We start from the raw sequence: 19,636 nt of genomic DNA on the forward strand, positions 1-19,636 counted from the left end.
CGCCCACGAACGGGGCGGCTGCGGCAGCGCAGAATATCAGCGCTGGGTCTGCGCTTGGGCAGCGCTATTGTCAGCGGCTGTTTCAACCTGCGGGTTGGTCGGCCAGGCGGCGCGGTCCAGGTCCAGGTCGGCGAACTTGCTCGAGTCGAACACCGGCTGCTTGATGCCGGCCTTGCGCTGTTCGTCGTAGTCGCGCATTACCCGCAGGCCGACCTTGAACAGCAGGGCCAGGGCCACCAGGTTGACGAACGCCAGGCAAGTCATGGTGATGTCGGCGAAGGCGAATACGGTCGACAGGTCCTGCATCGAACCCCACACCACCAGTGCCAGCACCAGGCCACGGAAGCCCATCAGCACCGCACGGTTGCGGCTCAGGAACTGCAGGCTGTTCTCGCCCAGGTAGTAGTTGTAGAGGATGCAGGTGAACACGAACAGCGACAGCGCGACACTGACGAACAGGCGGCCCCAGTCACCGACCACGGCGGCCAGCGAGTTCTGGGTCAGCACGATGCCGTCACCTTCGAAGCCCGGGGTGTAGAAGCCCGACAGCAGAATCAGCAACGCGGTGCAGGTGCAGATCACGAAGGTGTCGAGGAACACGCTGAACGCCTGAACCACGCCCTGGGCGCCCGGGTGCTTCACGGCAGCCACGGCGGCCACGTTCGGTGCACTGCCCAGGCCCGCTTCGTTGGCGAACACGCCACGCTTCACGCCCATCACGATGGCGCTGCCGAGCAGGCCGCCGAACGCAGGGTCAAGGCCGAAGGCGCTCTTGAAGATGGTTTCCAGCATGGCCGGCACGTGTTCGATCTGGGTGCCGATCACGTACAGGGTGACGCCGATGTAGGCCAGGGTCTTGATCGGTACCAGCAGGTCCGATACTGCCGCGATACGCTTGATGCCACCGATGAAGGTGATCGCCAGCAGCACGGCCAGGACGATGCCGGTGTGTTGCGGGTCGAAGGCAAAGGCGTTCTGCAGCGAGTGGGTCACGGTGTACGACTGCAGGCCGATGAAGGCGAAGCCGTATGTGACCAGCAGCAGGATCGAGAACACGATCGCCATGCTCTTGTTCTTCAGGCCGTGCAGGATGTAGTACGCCGGGCCGCCGCGGTACAGGCCATCGCCATCGGCGCGCTTGTAGACCTGGGCCAGGGTGCACTCGAAGAACGAGCTGGACATGCCCACCAGTGCGGTGACCCACATCCAGAACACAGCACCCGGGCCACCCAGGGTAACGGCAATGCCGACACCTGCGATGTTACCGGCGCCGACGCGCCCGGCCAGGCTCAGCATAAGGGCCTGGAACGAGCTCAGTTGGCCTGCCTGGCCGCGAAGGGATTCCTTGAAGACACCGAACATGTGGCCGAAGTGGCGGAACTGCACGAACCGCGAGCGGAGGGTGAAGTAGCTGCCGAGTCCGACGATCAGCACGATGAGGACCTTCCCCGAGAGGAAGTCGTTGATTAATTCGAGCATTGGAAATGACCTCGATTCTTATTCTTCGTATGGAATGACCAGCGGACGGCAGGCGCACCGCTATTCGTTAGCGCGCATGGTTGGCGATGACACCCGTAGTTACAATTTCGCGGGTTGCTCCATTTTGGTGCGACTTGATGCTACACTGGCATCACTCGCATCATCTGGAACCCGGCATAATGGGCGATCACTTCGCTACCAACCTCAAATTGGCCTGCAGCCACTACCGCTCTATCTCCGAGGTTTGCCGGCAGCTGTCGATCAACCGGGCGCAGTTCAACAAGTACCTGAGCGGGCAAAGCCGTCCGACGGCCTACAACATGAAGCGCATCGGCGACTTTTTTGGCGTTGAGGACTACGAGCTGGGTTTGCCGCCCGAGCAGTTCGCCCGCCTGATCGGCGCACGTACCCCCAGCGAGCAGCCAGGGCAAGCCAACGACCCGATCAGCGAGCTGTTCAAGCCACTGCACAAGGAAGCCGGCAACCTGTCGCGCTACTGCGGCTACTACTTCGAATATTCCAACTGCATGTCGGTGCCGGGCTCGATCCTGGTGTCGCTGGTGCACCTGCGCGAGGAGCGCGGCAGCTTCCTGTTCGAGCGCCAGGAGCGCCAGGAACGCAGCAGCGCCAACGACGTGCACGCCGAGGTGCGCTGCCGCTACCTGGGGGCGGCGTTCCAGTTGCAGGACCGCATGTTCCTGATCGACTACGAGTCGCTGACCCTCAACGAGATGAGCCAGACCGTGCTCATCCCCAGCTTCAAGAGCCGCATCAGCCGCCTCAACGGCCTTAAGACCGGCGTGTCCAGCGGCGACCGGCGCAACCCTGCGTGTACCCGGGTGGTGTGGGAGTACCTGGGTGAGGAGATCAACCGCATCAACGCCTACCGCCAGGTGCGCCTGTACCGCCCGGACGACCCGCGCATCGACGACGACATCCGCGACCGCCTGAGCGCCGGCATGGTCAGCAACGGCCTGTTCGAGATCGAATAGCGCGCGCAATTTCTAAAAGCTGGTGCGATCCCTGTAGGAGCGGGCTTGCCCGCGATCACCGGCGCAGCCGGTGCCACGCCCATCAACCTCACCCCAGGATAAACGCCCCCACCGCCTGCGCCACCTGGTCCGCCACCGCCGGCCGCTCGCGCAGATGCGCGGCAATCCCATGGTCGCAGTCGGTCAGCATCAGGCATTCCACATCCGCCGCCGGCACCGAGCGCAGCAAGCTGTGGGTCACTTCTTCAGGGATCGGGCTATACCGCTCCACCCCCGCCATGCGCCGCACCCCGGCCGAGGTCCCGGCGCCCTGGCCATGCACTTTGGAGTTGAGCCCGTCGTACTCGCCGATCACCAGCAGCACCCGCCCCTGGAACTGGCGCAAAAAGGCATAGCTGTCGCAATCCAGAAAGGCGAAGGGCTTGCGAATGGCCGCCGTGAACGCCGGCCCGAACGGCGCACTGTGCGCTGCATCCGGGTACACCGCCGGGCAGATCAGCACCAGCTTGCGCACGCTCGGGCGCTGCGCCGCCAGCTTCAAGGCGATGGCTCCGCCCAGGCTATGCCCGACCAAGGTGTCGCTGCGCGCATCCAGGTGCCGGTGAAAACGCAGCGCTTCGGCCAGGTTGCTCGCCAGCGAGGCATCCGGTGCCCCAGGCTCAGCGGCCTGGCTGTGCCCCGACAGGTTGCCGGTCAGCGACCCGATGCCTTGTTGCTGCAGGCGGTACAGCAAGGGGTTGAGCCGGGTGAAGTCCGAACGCGCCCCGCCCACCACGAACACCGGCGCCGCACGCTCCTTCCCCGGCACCAGCAGCCGGGCCTGCTGGCGGTAGCCGCCAAAGCTTTCCTCGATGAAACGCTCCGCGCCAGGCGCGGGTTCGTCGTACTGCCATAGCCCGCGTTGCGCGGAGTCCGAGCCCAGCTCCATCCGTACTCTCCCGAAACAGCACATCAATAGTCGATTTGGCGGGCACCTGTAGGAGATCACCCAGCCCTTTGGGCTGCGCTGTCGCGCAGAGAACTAGTCTCGCAGATGCACTGCGGCCCCTGTGGGAAGCGGCCTTGTGTCGCGATGGGCTGCGCAGCAGCCCCGGCAATTTTGCATGAAGCCGAGATCTTGGGGCTGCTGCGCAGCCCATCGCGACACAAGGCCGCTTCCCACGGGGACCTTGTTAAATCAATGAGTTGCAGTTTGTTCTATGAGAGCAGGCTTGCCTGCGATGAGGCCAGCACAGGCAGCAAAGAGCTCGGCTCCACACTGCATGTGACGTGCTCAAGCCCCCGGTTTTTTCGCAACGCCTCAGGAGAAAACGTTCTTCAACCACTCCCCCAACGGATTGCCAGCCGTACCCAGCAGTTTTACCGCCATCACACAGCACACGACCACCAGCATAGGCCGGATCAGCCCTGGCCCGAAACGCACGGCGCAGCGGGCGCCCAATTGCGCCCCGACAATGGCCGCTGCAGCCATGGCCAGCGCCAACGGCCAGATGATCGCACCGCCCAGCGCGAACACCGACAGCGCACCAAGGTTGCAGGCCGCATTGAGCAGCTTGCTGGTGCACACCGCAGCCATCAACTGCTGGCCCAGCAGAAGCACGCAGGCGAGCATGAAGAACGAGCCGACGCCCGGGCCGAAAATGCCATCATAAAAGCCGATCAGCGGCGCTGCCGTCAGACAGAACAGGCTGCGGCTGACCCGGGCCCTGCGCGGCATATCCTGCAACTTGGGCGTGAAGGCAAACCAGGCCGCAACCGCTATCAGCAGTACCGGCACGCAGGCCTGCAACAGCACCTGCGGCACCAAACTGACAGACAACGCCCCGGCTGCACCACCGACAAAGGCCAAGGCTGCCATGGGCAGGCCGCTGCGCCACTCGATCATGCCCTTGCGGGCAAACGCTGCAGTGGCAGAAACCGTGGCCGAGGCGGCCTGGAACTTGTTGGTGGCGATCGCGGCCACCGGCTCGAGCCCCGCAATGAACAGCACAGGCAACGTGAGCAAGCCACCGCCGCCGGCGATCGCATCGAAAAAGCCTGCCAGCAGCGCGACTGCAGCAAGGGCGAGCAGCAGCTCGAGGCCGGGTTCCAGCATGGTGAAATCTCCTGTTCAGCCGCGTACCAGCAGCGGGTCATCGTTGAGCACCACAGGGCGCCTTGGCGCCAGGCATCGAACGCTATTGGAGGGATATGTGGGCGAGCCGAATAGTCAGACCGTTCCGACACTGCTATCAGCAGTTTCCTAAGAGGTGCCAGGCATTACCCGGGCGTGAGAGGGCCGCAAACACAGCGACAGCGGCCCCGGTTGCACTTCCCCCCGCACAAACCGCAAAATGCCCCTTTCCCCAATCGACCAGACCGGACCTTCTGACTCTATGCGTATGCGCCTGATGCTGTTGGGTGGTGGCAATGCCCTCGGGCAAGCGCTGATTCGCCTCGGGGCCGAGGAAGACATCGCCTTCCTGGCGCCGCGCCCGCCGGAAGGCGGCTGGGACGCGGCCAGCCTGACCTTGCTGCTCGACGAGCAGCGCCCGGATGCGCTGGTCAATCTGGCCTACTACTTCGACTGGTTCCAGGCCGAGTCGGTCAGCGAACCGCGTCTGGCGCAGCAGGAACGGGCGGTGGAGCGGTTGGCCGAACTGTGCCAGCACCACGAGATCGTTCTGGTGCAGCCCTCCAGCTACCGGGTGTTCGACGGCTCGCGGGCCACCGCCTACAGCGAAAAGGACGAACCTGTGCCGCTGGGCCTGCGTGGCCAGGCGCTGTGGCGCATAGAGCAGAGCGTGCGCGCCACCTGCCCGCAGCACGTGCTGCTGCGCTTTGGCTGGCTGCTCGACGAAAGCCGCGACGGCTCGCTGGGGCGTTTCCTCACCCGCGCCGAGCAACCCCAGGAACTGCTGCTGGCCGATGACCGGCGCGGCAACCCGACCCCGGTGGATGACGCTGCGCGGGTGATCCTCTCGGTGCTCAAGCAGCTCGACTGCAAGGCGCCGCTCTGGGGTACCTACCACTACGCCGGCAACGAGGCGACCACGCCGTTGGCGCTGGGCCAGGCGATCCTCACCGAGGCTGCGCAGTGGCACCAGTTGGCCGTGCAGCAACCCACCGCCCAGGCCCACGCCGCGCGCCCCGACGCCAGCGAAGAGCCGCAGCACGCGGTGCTGGCCTGCAAGAAAATCCTTCACACTTTCGGCATCAAGCCACGCGCCTGGCGCGCCGGCTTGCCGCCCCTACTGGACCGTTTCTACCGACATGGCTGATGCCCCCATCCTGATCACCGGCGGCGCCGGCTTCATCGGCTCCCACCTGTGCGATGCGTTGCTGGAAAAAGGCTACGCGGTACGTATTCTCGACGACCTGTCCACCGGCAAGCGCAGCAACTTGCAGTTGGGCAACCCGCGGTTGCAACTGATCGAAGGCGATGTCGCCGACGCAGCGCTGGTGGTGCGCGCCACCGAAGGTTGCCAGGCAGTGGTGCACCTGGCCGCCGTGGCCTCGGTGCAGGCCTCGGTCGAAGACCCGGTGAAAACCCACCAGAGCAACTTCATCGGCACCCTCAACCTGTGCGAGGCCATGCGCCTGAACGGTGTGCGCCGGGTGCTGTTCGCCTCCAGTGCGGCGGTGTACGGCAACAACGGCGAAGGCCAGTCGGTCCATGAGGACTCCCCGAAAGCGCCGCTGACCCCTTACGCGGTGGACAAGCTGGCCAGCGAGCAGTATCTGGACTTCTACCGCCGCCAGCACGGCCTGGAGCCGGTGGTGTTCCGCTTCTTCAACATCTTCGGCCCGCGCCAGGACCCGTCCTCGCCGTATTCCGGGGTGATCAGCATCTTTGCCGAGCGCGCGCTCAACGGCCAGCCGATCATGCTGTTCGGCGATGGCGAGCAGACCCGCGACTTCCTCTATGTGGGCGACCTGGTCCAGGTGATGGTGCAGGCCATCGAAATGCCGCAGGTGGAGGAGGGCGCGGTGAACATCGGCCTGAACCAGGCCACCTCGCTGAACCAGTTGCTCAAGGCTATCGAGCAGGTGGTCGGCAGCCTGCCCCCCGTTAGCCACGGCCCGGCGCGTTCGGGCGACATCCGCCACTCGCGGGCCGACAACAGCCGCTTGCTGGCGCGCTTCGATTTCCCCGAGCCGACGCCGTTCGTGGACGGCGTGGCGCGGTTGCTGGGCAAGGCCTGACGTGTCGTGACGCCTGTACCGGCCTCATCGCCGGTGCAAGGTTTCGGGCCATCACGAATGCCGAATCACCCGCCGCTGGCAATCCCCAGCCTGCAGCACCCGCCCATCAATGGCCTGCACCTGCAGGGCCGCCAGCGCCTGCCCACGCTCATCCACCAGCTCTGAACGCGCCTCGCCTGCGCTGAACAGAAATCGCTCCCCCCACTGGCGCAAGCCGATCACCACCGGGAACAGCGCCTGGCCCTTTTCTGTCAGCACATACTCCTTGTAGGCACTGCCATCAGAGGCCGGTTGCTGCGCCAGCAACCCGGCCTCCACCAGCAGTTTCAGGCGTGAGGCGAGGATGTTCTTCGCCAGCCCCAGGTTTTTTTGCCATTCGCTGAAGCGCCGCGCGCCGTCGAAGGCATCGCGCAGGATCATCAGCGCCCAGCGATCACCGATCACGTCAAGGGCGCGGGCCACGGGGCATTGCAGGTTGTTGTCATCGAGCATGGGCGGTATCCGCAAGTAGTCTGGTTGCAGATTAAAACCACATTTGCTAGAAAGCCAACATGTGGTTTCAATTCGAAACCAGATTGATTGAGGATGTTGCCATGACCGGTACTGCCGAACCGCTCGGCCGCGGCCTGACCTGCCTGCTCGCCGCTGCCTGCGCCCTGGCCGTGGCCACGGTGTACCTTGCCCAGCCGCTGCTGGCCGCAATGGCCTTGAGCCTGGGCGTGCCCCAGGCGCAGGTGGGCCTGGTCGTCGGCGCCACCCAGGCCGGCTATGCGGCGGGGCTGTTGTTGATCGTGCCGTTGGGCGACTTGCTCGACCGCCGGCGGCTGATCGTCACGCAACTGCTGCTTGGCGCCGCTGCGTTGCTGGCCGTGGCCCTGGCCCCGGGTTGGGCCGCGCTGCTGGCGGCCATGGCCATGGTCGGGCTGATGGCGGTGGTGGTGCAGGTGATGGTGGCCCATGCCGCCACCCTGGCCACGCCGGCCCGGCAGGGGCAGGTGGTGGGCACGGTAACCAGCGGCGTGGTGCTGGGCATTCTGTTGGCGCGGCTGGTGTCGGGCTTGGTGGCCGACCTGCTGGGCTGGCGCGGGGTGTATGCCGGGGCGGCGGGGGCAGCGCTGCTGATGGCCCTGCTGCTCGCCTGGCAGTTGCCTGCGGCGCAGCCACGGGCCGGCGGTGACGGGTATCGGGCGTTGTTGCTGTCGACCTTGCGCCTGTACCGCGATGACCGCCTGTTACGCCAGCGGGGCGTGTTGGCGCTGTTGATATTCGCCGCGTTCAGCGTGCTGTGGAGCGCAATGGTGCTGCCGCTCAGTGCCCCGCCCCATGGGCTTGGGCCGACCCAGGTCGGGCTGTTCGGCTTGGCTGGCATCGCCGGCGCCCTCGCCGCCGCACACGCGGGCCGCTGGGCCGACCAGGGGCGCGGCCAGCGCACCACGGGGTGGGCATTGGCGCTGCTGACGCTGTCATGGCTGGCCAGTGCGATGCCTGGCGCTTCGCTGCTGGCGCTGGTGGCCGGCGTATTGCTGCTGGATTTTGCGGTGCAGGCGGTGCACGTCACCAACCAGAGCCTGTTACTGGCCGGGCGCGGGGCAATGGCCAGCCGGCTGATCGGCGCCTACATGTGCTGTTATTCGCTGGGTAGCGGGCTGGGCGCGGTGGCCGCGAGCTGGGTGTACGGGCAATGGGGGTGGGAGGCGGTGTGTGCGTTGGGAACTGCAATCAGTGCTGGCGCCTGGGGTTGCTGGCGCTGGCAGCAAGTGCGGGGCAAGCCCGCCCCCACGCATGGGGAGCAGGCTGCTGGCGGGAGGGCTTAGAACTTGTAGCCGATACCGACCATGTACACCCATGGGTCTACTTCCACATCCACCTTGGTTTTGCCCACGCCCAGGGCGCTCGGGCCGTCGATGGTGGCCTTGGTGTCGATGTCGACGTACCAGACCGCGGCGTTCACCAGCAGGTTCTCGGTGAGCATGTAGTCCATGCCCAGCTGGCCGGCGATACCGACAGAGTCCTGCAGCTTCATGTTGCTGAAGCCTTGCGCCTTGCGGTTGCTGCTCAGGTCTTCATCGAAGAACAGGGTGTAGTTGATGCCCACGCCTGCGTACGGCTGGAACTTCGAGTTCGGCTCCATCGGGTAGTACTGCAGCGACAGGGTCGGTGGCAGTTGCTTGATGTCGGCCAGCTTGCCGTCCAGGCCAGGGCCGAGGCCTTTCACGCCGACGGTGTGCTGGAACGGCGTGGCGGCCAGCAGCTCCAGGCCGATGTGGTCGGTGAGCATGTAGGCGAAGGCCAGGCCCAGTTGGGTGTCGCTGTCCAGGGTTGCCTTGGTGCCCGAGGCCTTGGCGCCGTCGAGCTTGATCTCGCCGCTGTCTTCGTTTGGCGCGGTGGTGATGGCGCCGGCGCGCAGGATGAAATCACCCGCCTGGTGGGCGTGGGCAACGGGCGCTGCGAGCGCCAGGGCAACGAGCGAGGCGCCGAGCAAGGACTTGTTCATGGAAGCTCCCAAAGGACGTGAGTAATCGAGTAGTCCAATGGTACGGAGCTGTCTAAACCGAAAGTTTGACCCAGCTCAACGAAGCAGTTTCATTCCGCGCAATCAGATTTTACTGAAGTTCATACGCGTAAATTTTCTCGGCTTCCATCTGGTAGCCGGCATCGGCCAGCTCGCTGCTGCTGGCTTTTACCTGCATCGTGCCTTCGATCCAGTAGGGCTGGTACAGGTCCTCAACGCGCACACCCATCTCGCTGAAAATATGCACGATCTGGTTCGACGGTGGCGGCGGCACGTGGATGCACGCGCCGTAGTAGGGCACCAGCAAGAACTCCGTGGTACGGCCTTCCTCGCTTACCTCCAGCGGCACGATGTAGCCGGGGATCTTCACCTGCTGGCCATTGAGCGCCTTCACCACCGGTGCATCGGGTGCTTGCTGGCGAGCGGCGGGGGCCGACTCGGCCGCCAGCGCATTGCCGATCTGCGACAGGTCGTGCAGCGGCACCAGTTGCGGTGGGATCACCGGCGCGCCCTCGGGGATCAGCGCCGGCCAGTCCAGCTCGCGCGGTTCGCCAGCCCAGGCAGCAGGCATGATCAACAGCAAGGCGGCCAGCACCGCAGCCCCTGTGGGAGCGGCTTTAGCCGCGAAGCAGACGGCGCGGTGGATGACACCAGCGTTGCTGGTGTTCGCGGCTAAAGCCGCTCCTGCACGGGCCGATGAAGCTTGCCGGCGAAGGCGGGCGAAGCTGAAACAACGCAACATGAACACCCTCACAGATGAATCGACAAACCATCGGCCAGCGACTGCCGGTAGGCGCGCCAGGCCGGCACGCTGCCCATCAGCAGCGCCGCGCCGAGGATGATAGCCAGCAAGGTCCATTCGTGCGCGCTCGGCCAGGCCAGCGGCAGGTACAGCCCGTAGTTGGCCTGCACATAGCCCTGGGCCAGCGCGATACCCGCATACAGCAAGCCCAGCCCGGCAGCGATGCCGGCCACGGCCAGGGCCAGCGCCTCGAGCACCAGCAGCCCGCCGATATGCCAGGGCCGCGCGCCCACCGAGCGCAAGATGGCCATTTCGCGGCGGCGCTCGTTGAGGCTGGTGAGGATGGCCGTGAGCATGCCGATCAACCCGGTCAGCACCACGAACAACGACACCACGAACAGCGCCTGCTCAGCCGTGCCCATCAGGCTCCACAGCTCCTGCAGGGCAACGCCGGGCAAGATCGCCAGCAATGGCTCGCTGCGGTACTCGTTGATTTCGCGCTGCAGGCTGAAGGTGGCGATCTTGTTGTTCAGGCCCAGCATGAAGGCAGTGATGGTCGTGGGTTGCAGGTCCATGGTGCGCGCCTGCTCGGCGCTGATGCGCCCGGCGCCGCGGGCCGGCACGCCGTTGTGCCAGTCAATGTGGATCGCCTCCATGCCGCCCAGGCTGATGTGCAGGGTGCGGTCCACCGGGGTGCCGGTGCGCTTGAGCACGCCGACCACAGTGAACGGCTTGTCGTCATGCTTGACCAGGCTGATGGCGGCCACGCCGTGGGCCAGCACCAGCTTGTCGCCCAGCTTGTAGTGCAGCGCCTCGGCTACCTCGGCGCCCAGCACCACCTCGAACGGGTCGCTTTCGAACGGGCGGCCCTGGCTCAGCGCCAGCTGCTGCTTGCGGCCGTACTGGTAGTGGTCGAAGTAAGCGCTGGTGGTGCCCATTACCCGGTAGCCGCGGTGCGAGTCACCCAGCGAAATGGGGATCGCCCATTTCACCCGCGGGTCCTGGGCGTAGTGCTGGTAGCTGTCCCAGCGGATGTTGTTGGTGGCGTTGCCGATGCGAAACACCGAATACAGCAGCAGGTTCACCGAACCCGAGCGGGCGCCGACGATCAGGTCGGTGCCGCTGATGGTGCTGGCGAAGCTGGCGCGGGCCTCGGTGCGTACCCGCTCGACAGCCAGCAGCAGGCACACCGACAGGGCGATGGCAAAGGCGGTCAGCAGGGCGGTGAAGCGGCGGTTGGCAAGGCTTGCCAGGGCAAGGCGGAGCAGGTACATCAGGCCTCCCGGGGCTTGGCGGCGCGGTTGAGTTCGGCCAGGGACAGGTTGCGGTCGAACAGCGGTGCCAGGCTCTGGTCGTGGCTGACGAACAACAGGCTGGAGCCGGCGGCGCGGCATTCGTCGAACAGCAGGCGGATGAACGCTTCGCGGGTGTCGGCATCCAGCGCCGAGGTGGGCTCGTCGGCGATCACCAGCTCCGGCTGGCCGATCAGCGCGCGGGCGGCGGCCACCCGTTGCTGCTGGCCGATTGACAGGCTGCCGGCGCGCCGCGCCAGCAGGTCGGGGTCATTCAGGCCCAGGTGCGCCAGCAGGTGTGCGGCGGCCTGGTCGATGCTGCCATGACGCTGGCTGGCGCGTTCGGCACGGGACTTCGAGAAGCGGCAGGGCAGCTCGACGTTTTCGCGTACCGACAAAAACGGCAGCAGGTTGAACTGCTGGAAAATGTAGCCGGTATGGTCGACCCGAAAACGGTCACGGGCGCCCTGGCTCAAGCTGGCCAGGTCCTGGCCAAGCAGCTGGATACGCCCCTGGCCCGGGCGGTTGACCCCGCCCAGCAGACCCAGCAGGGTGGTCTTGCCACTGCCGCTGGGGCCCTTGAGGAACAGCGCCTCGCCGGCCTCCAGGCGAAAGCTCGGGATATCCAGCAGCGGCGCCTGCCCGGGCCAGGCGAACACCAGGTCATGCAGCTCGATCAGCGCCTGGCTCATTCAGAACGCGACCACGGCCTTGGCCGCAGAGGCCTCCACGCCTTTCTGGCCATTCGGGCCGATCAACTGCACGTTGACCTTTTGCGTTTGCGGGAAAGTCTTGAACAGCGGGCCGAGGTCGAGCTGAGTCAGCTTGCCTGGGGTGGCGCAGGTGAACTGGTAGTGGGCGTTCACATCGGCGTGCTGGTGGCCGTGCTCATGTTCGTGCTCGTCAGCATCGTCGTCGGCGTGGGCGGCGTCGCCGAACAGCGGGCTCTCTAGCTCCTGGGCGTCATCCTTGCAGCCGGCAGCCTGGGCCAGGCCAAACAGCTTCTGCGGTTGCTCGAGCAGCTGGCGCGCGGCGGCGACCTTGGCCTTGTCGGCGTCAGTGCTGGCGGCGTGCTCGAAGCCGACGATGTTCATCGCCGGGCTGTCCAGCTCAAGCTCCAGGGTGTTGCCGTCGAGTACCACGTTGAGCTTGGCCACGCCATGCTCGTGGGCGCCGAGGGTGCCATGGGCGTGATCGTGGTCATGGTCGTCGTGGGCATGGGCCACGGCCAGGGGCAGCAGGGCGAAGGGCAGGGCGAGCAGCAGACGACGCATGGACGGCTCCAGAAGCGGCTTTGAATGATTTGGTAATGTTATAACAACTTTTCTTTGTGCCGCCAGACGTTCCCGTGCAGGTTTCATGTTGCGGTAGCATGGCCTGATTGACCTGCGTGCAAGGAAAACATCGTGAGAATTCGTGGACAGATTGGTGATTGGCCGGTGGACCTGACCGTTGAACTGGAGCCCCATGAGTGGGCGCAGTTGGGCCGTCAGGTGGTGTTGCCGGTGGCCGCCGAGGCCGCACAACCCGTTACCGCCAGCGCGGCGCCGCGTCAGGATGACGGGCAGTGGGCAGCGGCGCGCGAGGTGCTGCGCACGGCAGGGCAGATGAGCGGGCCGCAGTTGCTCGACCGGCTGGAAGCGTTGGCGGGCAGTACCGCTGCCGGCAAGCGGCTGCTGGTGCGGTTGCGCCACAGCAGTGAGGTGAAGGTGGAGAGCGGCGTGGATGCGCCGGTGTATCACTGGGTGGGGTGAAGCAGGCATCGCGGGGCAAGCCCGCTCCCACGCTGTGACTCTGCGTGGGAGCGGGCTTGCCCCGCGATAGCGTCAGAACATCGCCGAAGACAGGCGACGGCGGTAAACGCCCACCAACGGGTGCTCGTTGCCGAGCAACTCGAACACCTGCAGCAGCGCTTTTTGCGGCAAACCGTTCTCGTACGCGCGGTTACGCTGGAACAGCTTGAGCAGCCCGTCCAGCGCTGCTTCGTACTGCTGGCGCGCCAGTTGCTGGATGCACAACTGGTAGTTGGCCTCGTCATCCTGCGGGTTTTGCGCCAGGCGGCTCTTGAGCTCGGCGGCCTCCGGCAGGCTGGCGGCCTGGCGCAGGAAGGTCAGCTGGGCCTTGGCACCGGCCAGGGCGGCCTTGTGCTCGTCGGTCTTGACCGCGTCCAGCACCACCTGGGCCTCACCCAGCTCGCCGCGTTCGGCCAGGCAGCGGGCGTACAGGATCAACGCCTCGGCGTTGCTGTTGTCTTCGCCCAGCAGCACCTGCAGCAGCGCTTCGGCCTCGCTGAAACGGCTCTCGGCAAACAGCGCCTTGGCCTGCTCCAGCGGCGCGGCGGCGGGCGGGGCGGGCATCTGTACATGGGGTTCGAGCATGGCGCGAATGGCCGATTCCGGTTGCGCGCCGGCAAAGCCGTCCACCGGCTGGCCGTCCTTGAACAACACCACGGTCGGCAGGCTGCGGATGCCGAACTGGGCCACCACCTGCTGCTCTACGTCGCAGTTGATCTTGGCCAGCAGCAATTCGCCCTGGTAGCCCTCGGCGATTTTCGCCAGCAGCGGCATCAGCGCCTTGCACGGCGCGCACCATTCAGCCCAGAAGTCCACCAGCACCGGCTTGTGGAAGGAGTTCTCGATCACCAGTTGCTGGAAGGTGGCATCGGTGGCGTCGAAGATAAACGGGGTTTCCTGACTCATTACGACTCTCGCAAAACCGTGAATGGCACCACTATAAAGGCTCGCGACTGGCGTGGTACAGGCTGACCCGGCGGAATTCGTGGGGCTCGGCCAGGTCTGGCAAGGTCAAGGCGTCGAGCACCCCCAACGGGCGGTACAGCGGGTGGCTGAAGTCGCGCACCCGCGAGTCGGCCACCAGCGCCTGGCGGGCGCGGCTGAGGAAGTGGTCGAGCAGCGGCAGGTTGGCGCGGTCGTAAAGCACGTCGGCTACCAGAACCAGGTCGAAGCGGTCGGCCTCGGCGAAAAAATCGTTGCTGTAGTTCAGTGCCACATCGTTCAGCGCGGCATTGGCGCGGCAGGCATCCAGTGCCAGCGGGTCGAGGTCGCAGGCCACCACCTCCAGCGCACCGGCCCGGGCTGCGGCGATGCCGGCAATGCCGGAGCCTGCGCCGAAGTCCAGCACGCGCTTGCCGCGTACCCACTCGGGGTGCTGCGCCAGGTAGCGGGCCATGGCCAGGCCGCTGGCCCAGCAGAAGCTCCAGTAGGGCGGATCTTCAAGAATGCGCCGGGTTTCTTCGCTGCTGAAGGCGCGGTCCATGTTGTGTTCATCGATCAGCCACAGCTTGAGGTCGCATTCGGGCAGTTCGCTGACGGTAAGCCGCGCTTCGCCGATCAGGCCGCTCAGGGCCTGTTGCAGGGCTTGCACTGGCATTTACGGGGCCTTTTCGAAGCGCAGCGGGCCGGTGGCCTGGGTCTGTGGCTGGGCGATACGTTGCGCCGGAAGGTGCATGATCAGTTGGCCGGACTGGCTGGCGCGGCCGCGCAGCTCCACCCGGGCGCCGGCCGGGAAGGCCTCGGGGTTGAAGCGCAACTGGTAGGGCAGGGCCTGGCCGGTGCCGGTCAGGGTGCTGCTGGCCAGCAGTTGTTGCGGGCGGCCGCGTTCGTCGATCACCAGCAGCGCCAGTTCCACGCTGGCGCCGGCCGGCACTTCCAGCAGGGTGCCGCTGAGTTCACGCTGGTAGGCCGGTAGCGGGCCCAGCGGTTCGGCTTTTTTCGCGACCGGCGATGCTTTGGGCGCGGGCGCCGCTTCGGGCTTGGGGCGGTCGCTGCCGCAGGCGGCGAGCAGGGCGGCGCAGCACAGCACGAGGAGCGCTCGAGGTTGCATGGGGTAATCCTTCGCGGGCAGATTTCCCATGGATGTTAACCCCTTTGGCTTGTCTTGCCAGTGCAATGCGCTACCATGGCCCTCCCTTTTTTTGTTGCCTGCCACCATGCACTGTCCGTTTTGCGGTGCCAACGACACCAAGGTCATCGACTCGCGTCTGGTCGCCGAGGGCGAACAGGTGCGCCGCCGCCGTGAGTGCGTCGCCTGCGGCGAGCGCTTCACCACCTTCGAAACCGCCGAACTGGTCCTGCCCCGGCTGATCAAGCAGGACGGCACCCGCCAGCCTTTCGACGAAGACAAACTGCGTGCCGGCATGCAGCGCGCGCTGGAAAAGCGCCCGGTCAGCGTCGAGCGGCTGGAGGCGGCGCTGGCGCATATCAAAAGCCGCCTGCGCGCCACCGGCGAGCGCGAGGTGAAGTCGCTGGTGGTGGGTGAAATGGTCATGGCCGAGCTGCGCAAGCTCGATGAAGTCGCCTACATCCGCTTCGCTTCGGTGTACCGGCGCTTCCAGGACCTTGACGAGTTCCGCGAAGAAATCGACCGCCTGGCCCGCGAGCCAGCCAAAGAGTAAGCATGCCCAGCCAAGCCGCCATTCTCGACGCCCACTACATGGCCCGGGCCGTGGAACTGGCCCGCAAGGGCCTCTACACCACCCACCCCAACCCGCGCGTAGGCTGCGTGATCGTGCGTGACGGCAAGGTGGTCGGCGAAGGCTGGCACGTGCGCGCCGGCGAACCCCATGCCGAGGTCCACGCCCTGCGCCAGGCCGGCGAGCTTGCCCGCGGCGCCTGCGCTTACGTCACCCTCGAGCCCTGCAGCCACCATGGCCGCACCCCGCCGTGCGCCGAGGCGCTGGTCAAGGCCGGGGTGGCGCGGGTGGTGGCGGCCATGCAGGACCCTAACCCGCAAGTGGCCGGCAACGGCCTGCGCCGCCTGCAGCAGGCCGGCATCGAGGTGGCCAGCGGTGTGCTCGAGGCCGAAGCCCGTGCCCTCAACCCGGGCTTTCTCAAGCGCATGGAGTACGGCCTGCCTTATGTGCGCGCCAAGCTGGCCATGAGCCTGGACGGGCGCACCGCCATGGCCAGCGGCGAAAGCCAGTGGATCACCGGCCCCGCCGCCCGCTCGGCGGTGCAGCGCCTGCGCGCCCGCTCCAGCGTGGTACTGACCAGCGCCGCCAGCGTGCTGCAGGACAACGCCCGCATGACCGTGCGCAGCAGCGAGCTTGGCCTGGACGCCGACACCACCGCCCTGGCCCTGTCCCGCCCGCCACTGCGGGTGCTGGTCGACGGGCGCCTGCGCCTGCCGCTGGAGGCGCCGTTCTTCCAGGCAGGCCCTGCGCTGGTGGTCACTGCGGCAGGGGATGACCCGCGCTACGCCGCCGCCGGCCATGAGCTGCTGGTGCTGCCAGGCACTAATGGCCAGGTCGATCTGGGCAGGCTGCTGGCGGTACTGGCCGAGCGCGGCGTCAACGAAATCCTGCTGGAGGCCGGCGCCGGCCTGGTCGGCGCCTTCGCCCGCCAGGGCCTGGTAGACGAGTTCCAGCTGTTCGTCGCCGGCACCTTCCTCGGCTCCGCTGCCCGCCCGTTGCTGGACTGGCCGCTGGCGCACATGAGCGAAGCGCCGCGGCTGAAAATTATCGAAATGCGCGCAGTCGGCGATGACTGGCGAGTCACAGCCATCCCCCTGCCGGCCCCCGGCGTATAATGCCCGGCTTGCACCGCGCAGCCCGTATTGAGGAGAACAGCATGTTCACCGGCATCATCGAATCCATCGGCACCATCCGCAGCATGACCCCCAAGGGCGGCGACGTGCGCCTGTACGTCGAAACCGGCAAGCTCGACCTGGGCGACGTCAAGCTCGGTGACAGCATCGCGGTCAACGGCGTGTGCCTGACTGCCGTCGAGCTGCCCGGCGACGGCTTCTGGGCCGACGTCAGCGTAGAAACCCTCAAGCGCACCGCCATGGTCGAGCTCAAGAGCGGCAGCCGGGTCAACCTGGAAAAGGCCCTGACCCCCACCACCCGCCTGGGCGGCCACCTGGTCAGCGGCCACGTCGATGGCGTCGGCGAGATCGTCTCGCGCGCCGATAACGCCCGCGCCATCCAGTTCCGCGTGCGCGCCCCGAAAGAGCTGGCCAAGTACATCGCCCACAAGGGCTCGATCACCGTCGACGGCACCAGCCTGACGGTCAACGAAGTCGATGGCGCCGAGTTCGAGCTGACCATCGTCCCGCACACCCTGTCCGAAACCATCATGGCCGACTACCGCCCCGGGCGTCGGGTAAACCTTGAGGTCGACCTGCTGGCACGTTACCTGGAGCGTTTGCTGCTGGGCGACAAGGCCGCCGAGCCGAGCAAGGGCAGTGGCATTACCGAAAGCTTCCTGGCCGCCAACGGCTTCTTGAAATCCTGATTGAGAAGGGGGTGCCGCGTGGCGCTCAACAGCATCGAAGAACTGGTCGAAGACATCCGCCAGGGCAAAATGGTCATCCTCATGGATGACGAAGATCGCGAGAACGAAGGCGACATCATCATGGCAGCCGAATGCTGCCTGCCTGAGCACATCAACTTCATGGCCAAGCACGCCCGTGGCCTGATCTGCATGCCGATGACCCGCGAGCGCTGCGAAACGCTCAAGCTGCCGCTGATGGCGCCGCGCAACGGCTCGGGCTTCGGCACCAAGTTCACCGTGTCGATCGAAGCCGCCGAAGGTGTCACCACCGGCATCTCCGCCGCCGACCGCGCGCGCACCGTGCAGGCTGCCGCCGCCAAGGACGCCAAGGCCGAAGACATCGTCAGCCCCGGCCATATCTTCCCGCTGATGGCCCAGCCCGGCGGTACCCTGGCCCGCGCCGGCCACACCGAAGCTGCCTGCGACCTGGCGCGCATGGCCGGTTTCGAACCCAGCGGCGTGATCTGCGAGGTGATGAACGACGACGGCACCATGTCGCGCCGCGCCGAGCTGGAAGTGTTCGCCGCCCAGCACAACCTCAAGATCGGCACCATCGCCGACCTGATCCACTACCGCATGATCCACGAGCGCACCGTACAGCGCGTCTCGGAGCAGCCGGTGGAGAGCGAACTGGGCGAGTTCAACCTGGTCACCTACCGTGACGCGGTCGAAGGCGACGTGCACATGGCGCTCACCCTCGGCAAGATCTGCGCCGAAGAGCCGACGCTGGTGCGCGTGCACAACATGGACCCGCTGCGCGACCTGCTGCTGGTCAAGCAACCGGGCCGCTGGAGCCTGCGCGCAGCCATGGCTGCGGTTGCCGAAGCCGGCAGCGGCGTGGTGCTGCTGCTGGGCCACCCGCTGGACGGTGACGTGCTGCTGGCGCACATCCGCGAAAGCGCAGGCGATGCCCCGGCCAAGGCGCCGACCACCTACAGCACCGTGGGTGCCGGTTCGCAGATCCTGCGCGACCTCGGCGTGCGCAAGATGCGCCTGATGAGTTCGCCGATGAAGTTCAATGCGATATCCGGATTCGATCTGGAAGTTGTAGAATACGTGCCCTCCGAGTGACTTGAAGCGTCTTTGTCGCCCTCAAGCTCGAGTCCAAACCCTCCCGAGGCCGCCACAGCGCGGCCTCGCTCTTGAAGATGAGAACATCGGAATGACCCTGAAGACCATCGAAGGTACCTTCATCGCCCCCAAAGGTCGCTATGCTTTGGTGGTTGGCCGCTTCAACAGCTTCGTCGTCGAAAGCCTGGTCAGCGGCGCTGTCGACACCCTGGTTCGCCACGGTGTCAGCGAAAGCGAGATCACCATCATTCGTGCCCCGGGCGCGTTTGAAATCCCGCTGGTTGCGCAGAAAGTCGCGCAAAAGGGTGAATACGACGCGATCATCGCCTTGGGCGCAGTGATCCGTGGCGGTACCCCGCACTTCGAATACGTGGCGGGCGAATGCACCAAGGGCCTGGCCCAGGTGTCCATGGAGTTCGGTGTACCGGTGGCCTTCGGCGTACTGACCGTCGATTCCATCGAGCAAGCCATCGAGCGTTCCGGCACCAAGGCTGGCAACAAAGGCGGTGAAGCAGCCCTGTCCGCCCTGGAAATGGTCAGCCTGCTGGCGCAGTTGGAGGCCAAGTGATTAGCGACGAAAGCGATCGTTTCAACCCGCGCGATCCAAAACCTGCGGATGCTGGCAAGCCGTCCAAGAGCGCCAAGCGTCGCGAAGCCCGCAAGCTCGCAACCCAGGCGCTCTACCAGTGGCACATGGCCCAGCACTCGCTGAACGAGGTCGAGGCGCAGTTCCGGGTCGATAACGATTTCACCGATGTCGACGGTGCCTACTTCCGCGAGATCCTGCACGGGGTCCCGGCGAAAAAGGGCGAAATCGACGAGGCCCTCAAGCCTTGCCTGGACACCCCGCTGGATGAGCTCGACCCGGTCGAGCTGGCCGTGCTGCGCCTGTCCACCTGGGAGTTCATGATGCGGGTTGACGTACCGTACCGCGTGGTCATCAACGAAGGTGTGGAGCTGGCCAAAGTGTTTGGCGCCACCGACGGCCACAAGTTCGTCAACGGCGTGCTGGACAAGCTGGCGCCGCGACTGCGTGAAGCGGAAGTCAAGGCGAACAAGCGCTGATTGCG

Annotated in this window: 23 protein-coding genes; 11 read left to right on the forward strand and 12 right to left on the reverse strand. The window is 66.0% G+C overall.

Annotated features, from left to right (window positions below; all coding sequences use genetic code 11):
- Nucleotides 1–36: 36 nt before the first annotated feature.
- On the reverse strand, nt 37–1,479 hold the full coding sequence (locus KSS93_RS05945) for an alanine/glycine:cation symporter family protein (protein ID WP_217887518.1): 1,443 nt from the start codon (nt 1,477–1,479) through the stop codon (nt 37–39).
- Between the two features lie 179 nt (nt 1,480–1,658).
- Here KSS93_RS05945 and KSS93_RS05950 point away from each other — a divergent pair, with 179 nt between their 5' ends.
- Entirely contained in the window at nt 1,659–2,471 is an 813-nt protein-coding gene (locus KSS93_RS05950) for a helix-turn-helix domain-containing protein (RefSeq protein WP_217887519.1), read from the forward strand.
- A gap of 88 nt (nt 2,472–2,559) precedes the next feature.
- On the opposite strand, the gene KSS93_RS05955 is transcribed toward KSS93_RS05950, so the two are convergent.
- Both KSS93_RS05955 and KSS93_RS05960 read right to left on the reverse strand, forming a co-directional pair.
- Nucleotides 2,560–3,399 carry an alpha/beta hydrolase gene (locus tag KSS93_RS05955; RefSeq protein WP_217887520.1) on the reverse strand — a complete coding sequence of 280 codons (840 nt, stop codon included), beginning with the start codon at nt 3,397–3,399 and terminating at the stop codon, nt 2,560–2,562.
- Nucleotides 3,400–3,771: 372 nt separating this feature from the next.
- On the reverse strand, nt 3,772–4,566 hold the full coding sequence (locus tag KSS93_RS05960; protein ID WP_217887521.1) for a TSUP family transporter: 795 nt from the start codon (nt 4,564–4,566) through the stop codon (nt 3,772–3,774).
- Between the two features lie 280 nt (nt 4,567–4,846).
- On the opposite strand from KSS93_RS05960, the gene KSS93_RS05965 reads away from it, so the two are divergent.
- The gene (locus KSS93_RS05965; protein WP_217887522.1) at nt 4,847–5,731 is read left to right on the forward strand and encodes a sugar nucleotide-binding protein; all 885 of its coding nucleotides are present in this window, start codon (nt 4,847–4,849) and stop codon (nt 5,729–5,731) included.
- Nucleotides 5,724–6,656, forward strand: coding sequence for an NAD-dependent epimerase/dehydratase family protein (locus tag KSS93_RS05970; RefSeq protein WP_217887523.1), 933 nt, complete (start codon nt 5,724–5,726; stop codon nt 6,654–6,656). Before KSS93_RS05965 ends, KSS93_RS05970 begins: the two co-directional genes overlap by 8 nt.
- Nucleotides 6,657–6,707: 51 nt before the next feature.
- Here KSS93_RS05970 and KSS93_RS05975 read toward each other — a convergent pair whose 3' ends face one another.
- On the reverse strand, nt 6,708–7,148 hold the full coding sequence (locus tag KSS93_RS05975) for a winged helix-turn-helix transcriptional regulator (protein WP_217887524.1): 441 nt from the start codon (nt 7,146–7,148) through the stop codon (nt 6,708–6,710).
- A gap of 101 nt (nt 7,149–7,249) precedes the next feature.
- On the opposite strand from KSS93_RS05975, the gene KSS93_RS05980 reads away from it, so the two are divergent.
- Nucleotides 7,250–8,470 (forward strand): MFS transporter, encoded by a 1,221-nt coding sequence (locus tag KSS93_RS05980; protein ID WP_225917294.1) that lies wholly within the window; start codon nt 7,250–7,252, stop codon nt 8,468–8,470.
- Here KSS93_RS05980 and KSS93_RS05985 read toward each other — a convergent pair.
- The 5 genes from KSS93_RS05985 to KSS93_RS06005 form a co-directional block, all read right to left on the reverse strand.
- Nucleotides 8,467–9,150, reverse strand: a complete 684-nt coding sequence (locus KSS93_RS05985) for an OmpW/AlkL family protein (protein WP_217887526.1) — start codon at nt 9,148–9,150, stop codon at nt 8,467–8,469. The two genes, KSS93_RS05980 and KSS93_RS05985, sit on opposite strands and share 4 nt — an antisense overlap.
- Nucleotides 9,151–9,259: 109 nt before the next feature.
- The gene (locus KSS93_RS05990) at nt 9,260–9,739 is read right to left on the reverse strand and encodes a DUF3299 domain-containing protein (protein WP_217888686.1); all 480 of its coding nucleotides are present in this window, start codon (nt 9,737–9,739) and stop codon (nt 9,260–9,262) included.
- Between the two features lie 179 nt (nt 9,740–9,918).
- A complete protein-coding gene (locus KSS93_RS05995) occupies nt 9,919–11,184 on the reverse strand; it encodes an ABC transporter permease (RefSeq protein WP_217887527.1) in 1,266 nt (421 codons plus the stop codon).
- Nucleotides 11,184–11,894 (reverse strand): ABC transporter ATP-binding protein, encoded by a 711-nt coding sequence (locus KSS93_RS06000; protein WP_217887528.1) that lies wholly within the window; start codon nt 11,892–11,894, stop codon nt 11,184–11,186. The genes KSS93_RS05995 and KSS93_RS06000 overlap by 1 nt, the downstream gene beginning before the upstream one ends.
- Entirely contained in the window at nt 11,895–12,476 is a 582-nt protein-coding gene (locus tag KSS93_RS06005; protein ID WP_217887529.1) for a DUF2796 domain-containing protein, read from the reverse strand.
- A gap of 132 nt (nt 12,477–12,608) precedes the next feature.
- On the opposite strand from KSS93_RS06005, the gene KSS93_RS06010 reads away from it, so the two are divergent.
- Nucleotides 12,609–12,956, forward strand: a complete 348-nt coding sequence (locus tag KSS93_RS06010) for a hypothetical protein (RefSeq protein ID WP_217887530.1) — start codon at nt 12,609–12,611, stop codon at nt 12,954–12,956.
- A 72-nt stretch (nt 12,957–13,028) separates the two neighbouring features.
- On the opposite strand, the gene trxA is transcribed toward KSS93_RS06010, so the two are convergent.
- Genes trxA through KSS93_RS06025 form a run of 3 tightly spaced genes read right to left on the reverse strand, consistent with a single transcriptional unit; the run spans nt 13,029 to nt 15,045 of the window.
- Nucleotides 13,029–13,901, reverse strand: a complete 873-nt coding sequence (gene trxA, locus KSS93_RS06015; protein WP_217887531.1) for a thioredoxin — start codon at nt 13,899–13,901, stop codon at nt 13,029–13,031.
- 31 nt (nt 13,902–13,932) lie between these two features.
- On the reverse strand, nt 13,933–14,592 hold the full coding sequence (locus tag KSS93_RS06020) for a class I SAM-dependent methyltransferase (RefSeq protein WP_217887532.1): 660 nt from the start codon (nt 14,590–14,592) through the stop codon (nt 13,933–13,935).
- Complete coding sequence (locus tag KSS93_RS06025; RefSeq protein ID WP_217887533.1) at nt 14,593–15,045, reverse strand: YbaY family lipoprotein; 453 nt, start codon at nt 15,043–15,045, stop codon at nt 14,593–14,595.
- 106 nt (nt 15,046–15,151) lie between these two features.
- Between KSS93_RS06025 and nrdR the strand changes: the two genes are divergently transcribed.
- The 6 genes from nrdR to nusB all read left to right on the forward strand — a co-directional run bounded on the left by nrdR (nt 15,152) and on the right by nusB (nt 19,631).
- Nucleotides 15,152–15,616 carry a transcriptional regulator NrdR gene (nrdR, locus tag KSS93_RS06030; RefSeq protein WP_009685710.1) on the forward strand — a complete coding sequence of 155 codons (465 nt, stop codon included), beginning with the start codon at nt 15,152–15,154 and terminating at the stop codon, nt 15,614–15,616.
- 2 nt (nt 15,617–15,618) lie between these two features.
- Entirely contained in the window at nt 15,619–16,749 is a 1,131-nt protein-coding gene (gene ribD, locus KSS93_RS06035; RefSeq protein WP_217887534.1) for a bifunctional diaminohydroxyphosphoribosylaminopyrimidine deaminase/5-amino-6-(5-phosphoribosylamino)uracil reductase RibD, read from the forward strand.
- A 41-nt stretch (nt 16,750–16,790) separates the two neighbouring features.
- Complete coding sequence (locus KSS93_RS06040) at nt 16,791–17,456, forward strand: riboflavin synthase (protein ID WP_217887535.1); 666 nt, start codon at nt 16,791–16,793, stop codon at nt 17,454–17,456.
- A gap of 18 nt (nt 17,457–17,474) precedes the next feature.
- Nucleotides 17,475–18,566, forward strand: a complete 1,092-nt coding sequence (gene ribBA / locus KSS93_RS06045; protein ID WP_217841566.1) for a bifunctional 3,4-dihydroxy-2-butanone-4-phosphate synthase/GTP cyclohydrolase II — start codon at nt 17,475–17,477, stop codon at nt 18,564–18,566.
- A 91-nt stretch (nt 18,567–18,657) separates the two neighbouring features.
- Entirely contained in the window at nt 18,658–19,134 is a 477-nt protein-coding gene (gene ribH, locus KSS93_RS06050) for a 6,7-dimethyl-8-ribityllumazine synthase (protein ID WP_217841567.1), read from the forward strand.
- Nucleotides 19,131–19,631 (forward strand): transcription antitermination factor NusB, encoded by a 501-nt coding sequence (gene nusB / locus KSS93_RS06055; RefSeq protein ID WP_217841568.1) that lies wholly within the window; start codon nt 19,131–19,133, stop codon nt 19,629–19,631. Before ribH ends, nusB begins: the two co-directional genes overlap by 4 nt.
- Nucleotides 19,632–19,636 lie beyond the last annotated feature (5 nt).

This window comes from Pseudomonas xanthosomatis, from assembly GCF_019139835.1.
Lineage (GTDB): Bacteria > Pseudomonadota > Gammaproteobacteria > Pseudomonadales > Pseudomonadaceae > Aquipseudomonas > Aquipseudomonas fakonensis.

Excerpts from the sequence above, each read along its gene's own strand:
- KSS93_RS05945 (WP_217887518.1), bottom strand. The coding sequence starts at position 1,479 with ATGCTCGAATTAATCAACGACTTCCTCTCGGGGAAGGTCCTCATCGTG.
- KSS93_RS05950 (WP_217887519.1), top strand. The coding sequence starts at position 1,659 with ATGGGCGATCACTTCGCTACCAACCTCAAATTGGCCTGCAGCCACTAC.
- KSS93_RS05955 (WP_217887520.1), bottom strand. The coding sequence starts at position 3,399 with ATGGAGCTGGGCTCGGACTCCGCGCAACGCGGGCTATGGCAGTACGAC.
- KSS93_RS05960 (WP_217887521.1), bottom strand. The coding sequence starts at position 4,566 with ATGCTGGAACCCGGCCTCGAGCTGCTGCTCGCCCTTGCTGCAGTCGCG.
- KSS93_RS05965 (WP_217887522.1), top strand. The coding sequence starts at position 4,847 with ATGCGTATGCGCCTGATGCTGTTGGGTGGTGGCAATGCCCTCGGGCAA.
- KSS93_RS05970 (WP_217887523.1), top strand. The coding sequence starts at position 5,724 with ATGGCTGATGCCCCCATCCTGATCACCGGCGGCGCCGGCTTCATCGGC.
- KSS93_RS05975 (WP_217887524.1), bottom strand. The coding sequence starts at position 7,148 with ATGCTCGATGACAACAACCTGCAATGCCCCGTGGCCCGCGCCCTTGAC.
- KSS93_RS05980 (WP_225917294.1), top strand. The coding sequence starts at position 7,250 with ATGACCGGTACTGCCGAACCGCTCGGCCGCGGCCTGACCTGCCTGCTC.
- KSS93_RS05985 (WP_217887526.1), bottom strand. The coding sequence starts at position 9,150 with ATGAACAAGTCCTTGCTCGGCGCCTCGCTCGTTGCCCTGGCGCTCGCA.
- KSS93_RS05990 (WP_217888686.1), bottom strand. The coding sequence starts at position 9,739 with ATGCCTGCTGCCTGGGCTGGCGAACCGCGCGAGCTGGACTGGCCGGCG.
- KSS93_RS05995 (WP_217887527.1), bottom strand. The coding sequence starts at position 11,184 with ATGTACCTGCTCCGCCTTGCCCTGGCAAGCCTTGCCAACCGCCGCTTC.
- KSS93_RS06000 (WP_217887528.1), bottom strand. The coding sequence starts at position 11,894 with ATGAGCCAGGCGCTGATCGAGCTGCATGACCTGGTGTTCGCCTGGCCC.
- KSS93_RS06005 (WP_217887529.1), bottom strand. The coding sequence starts at position 12,476 with ATGCGTCGTCTGCTGCTCGCCCTGCCCTTCGCCCTGCTGCCCCTGGCC.
- trxA (WP_217887531.1), bottom strand. The coding sequence starts at position 13,901 with ATGAGTCAGGAAACCCCGTTTATCTTCGACGCCACCGATGCCACCTTC.
- KSS93_RS06020 (WP_217887532.1), bottom strand. The coding sequence starts at position 14,592 with ATGCCAGTGCAAGCCCTGCAACAGGCCCTGAGCGGCCTGATCGGCGAA.
- KSS93_RS06025 (WP_217887533.1), bottom strand. The coding sequence starts at position 15,045 with ATGCAACCTCGAGCGCTCCTCGTGCTGTGCTGCGCCGCCCTGCTCGCC.
- nrdR (WP_009685710.1), top strand. The coding sequence starts at position 15,152 with ATGCACTGTCCGTTTTGCGGTGCCAACGACACCAAGGTCATCGACTCG.
- ribD (WP_217887534.1), top strand. The coding sequence starts at position 15,619 with ATGCCCAGCCAAGCCGCCATTCTCGACGCCCACTACATGGCCCGGGCC.
- KSS93_RS06040 (WP_217887535.1), top strand. The coding sequence starts at position 16,791 with ATGTTCACCGGCATCATCGAATCCATCGGCACCATCCGCAGCATGACC.
- ribH (WP_217841567.1), top strand. The coding sequence starts at position 18,658 with ATGACCCTGAAGACCATCGAAGGTACCTTCATCGCCCCCAAAGGTCGC.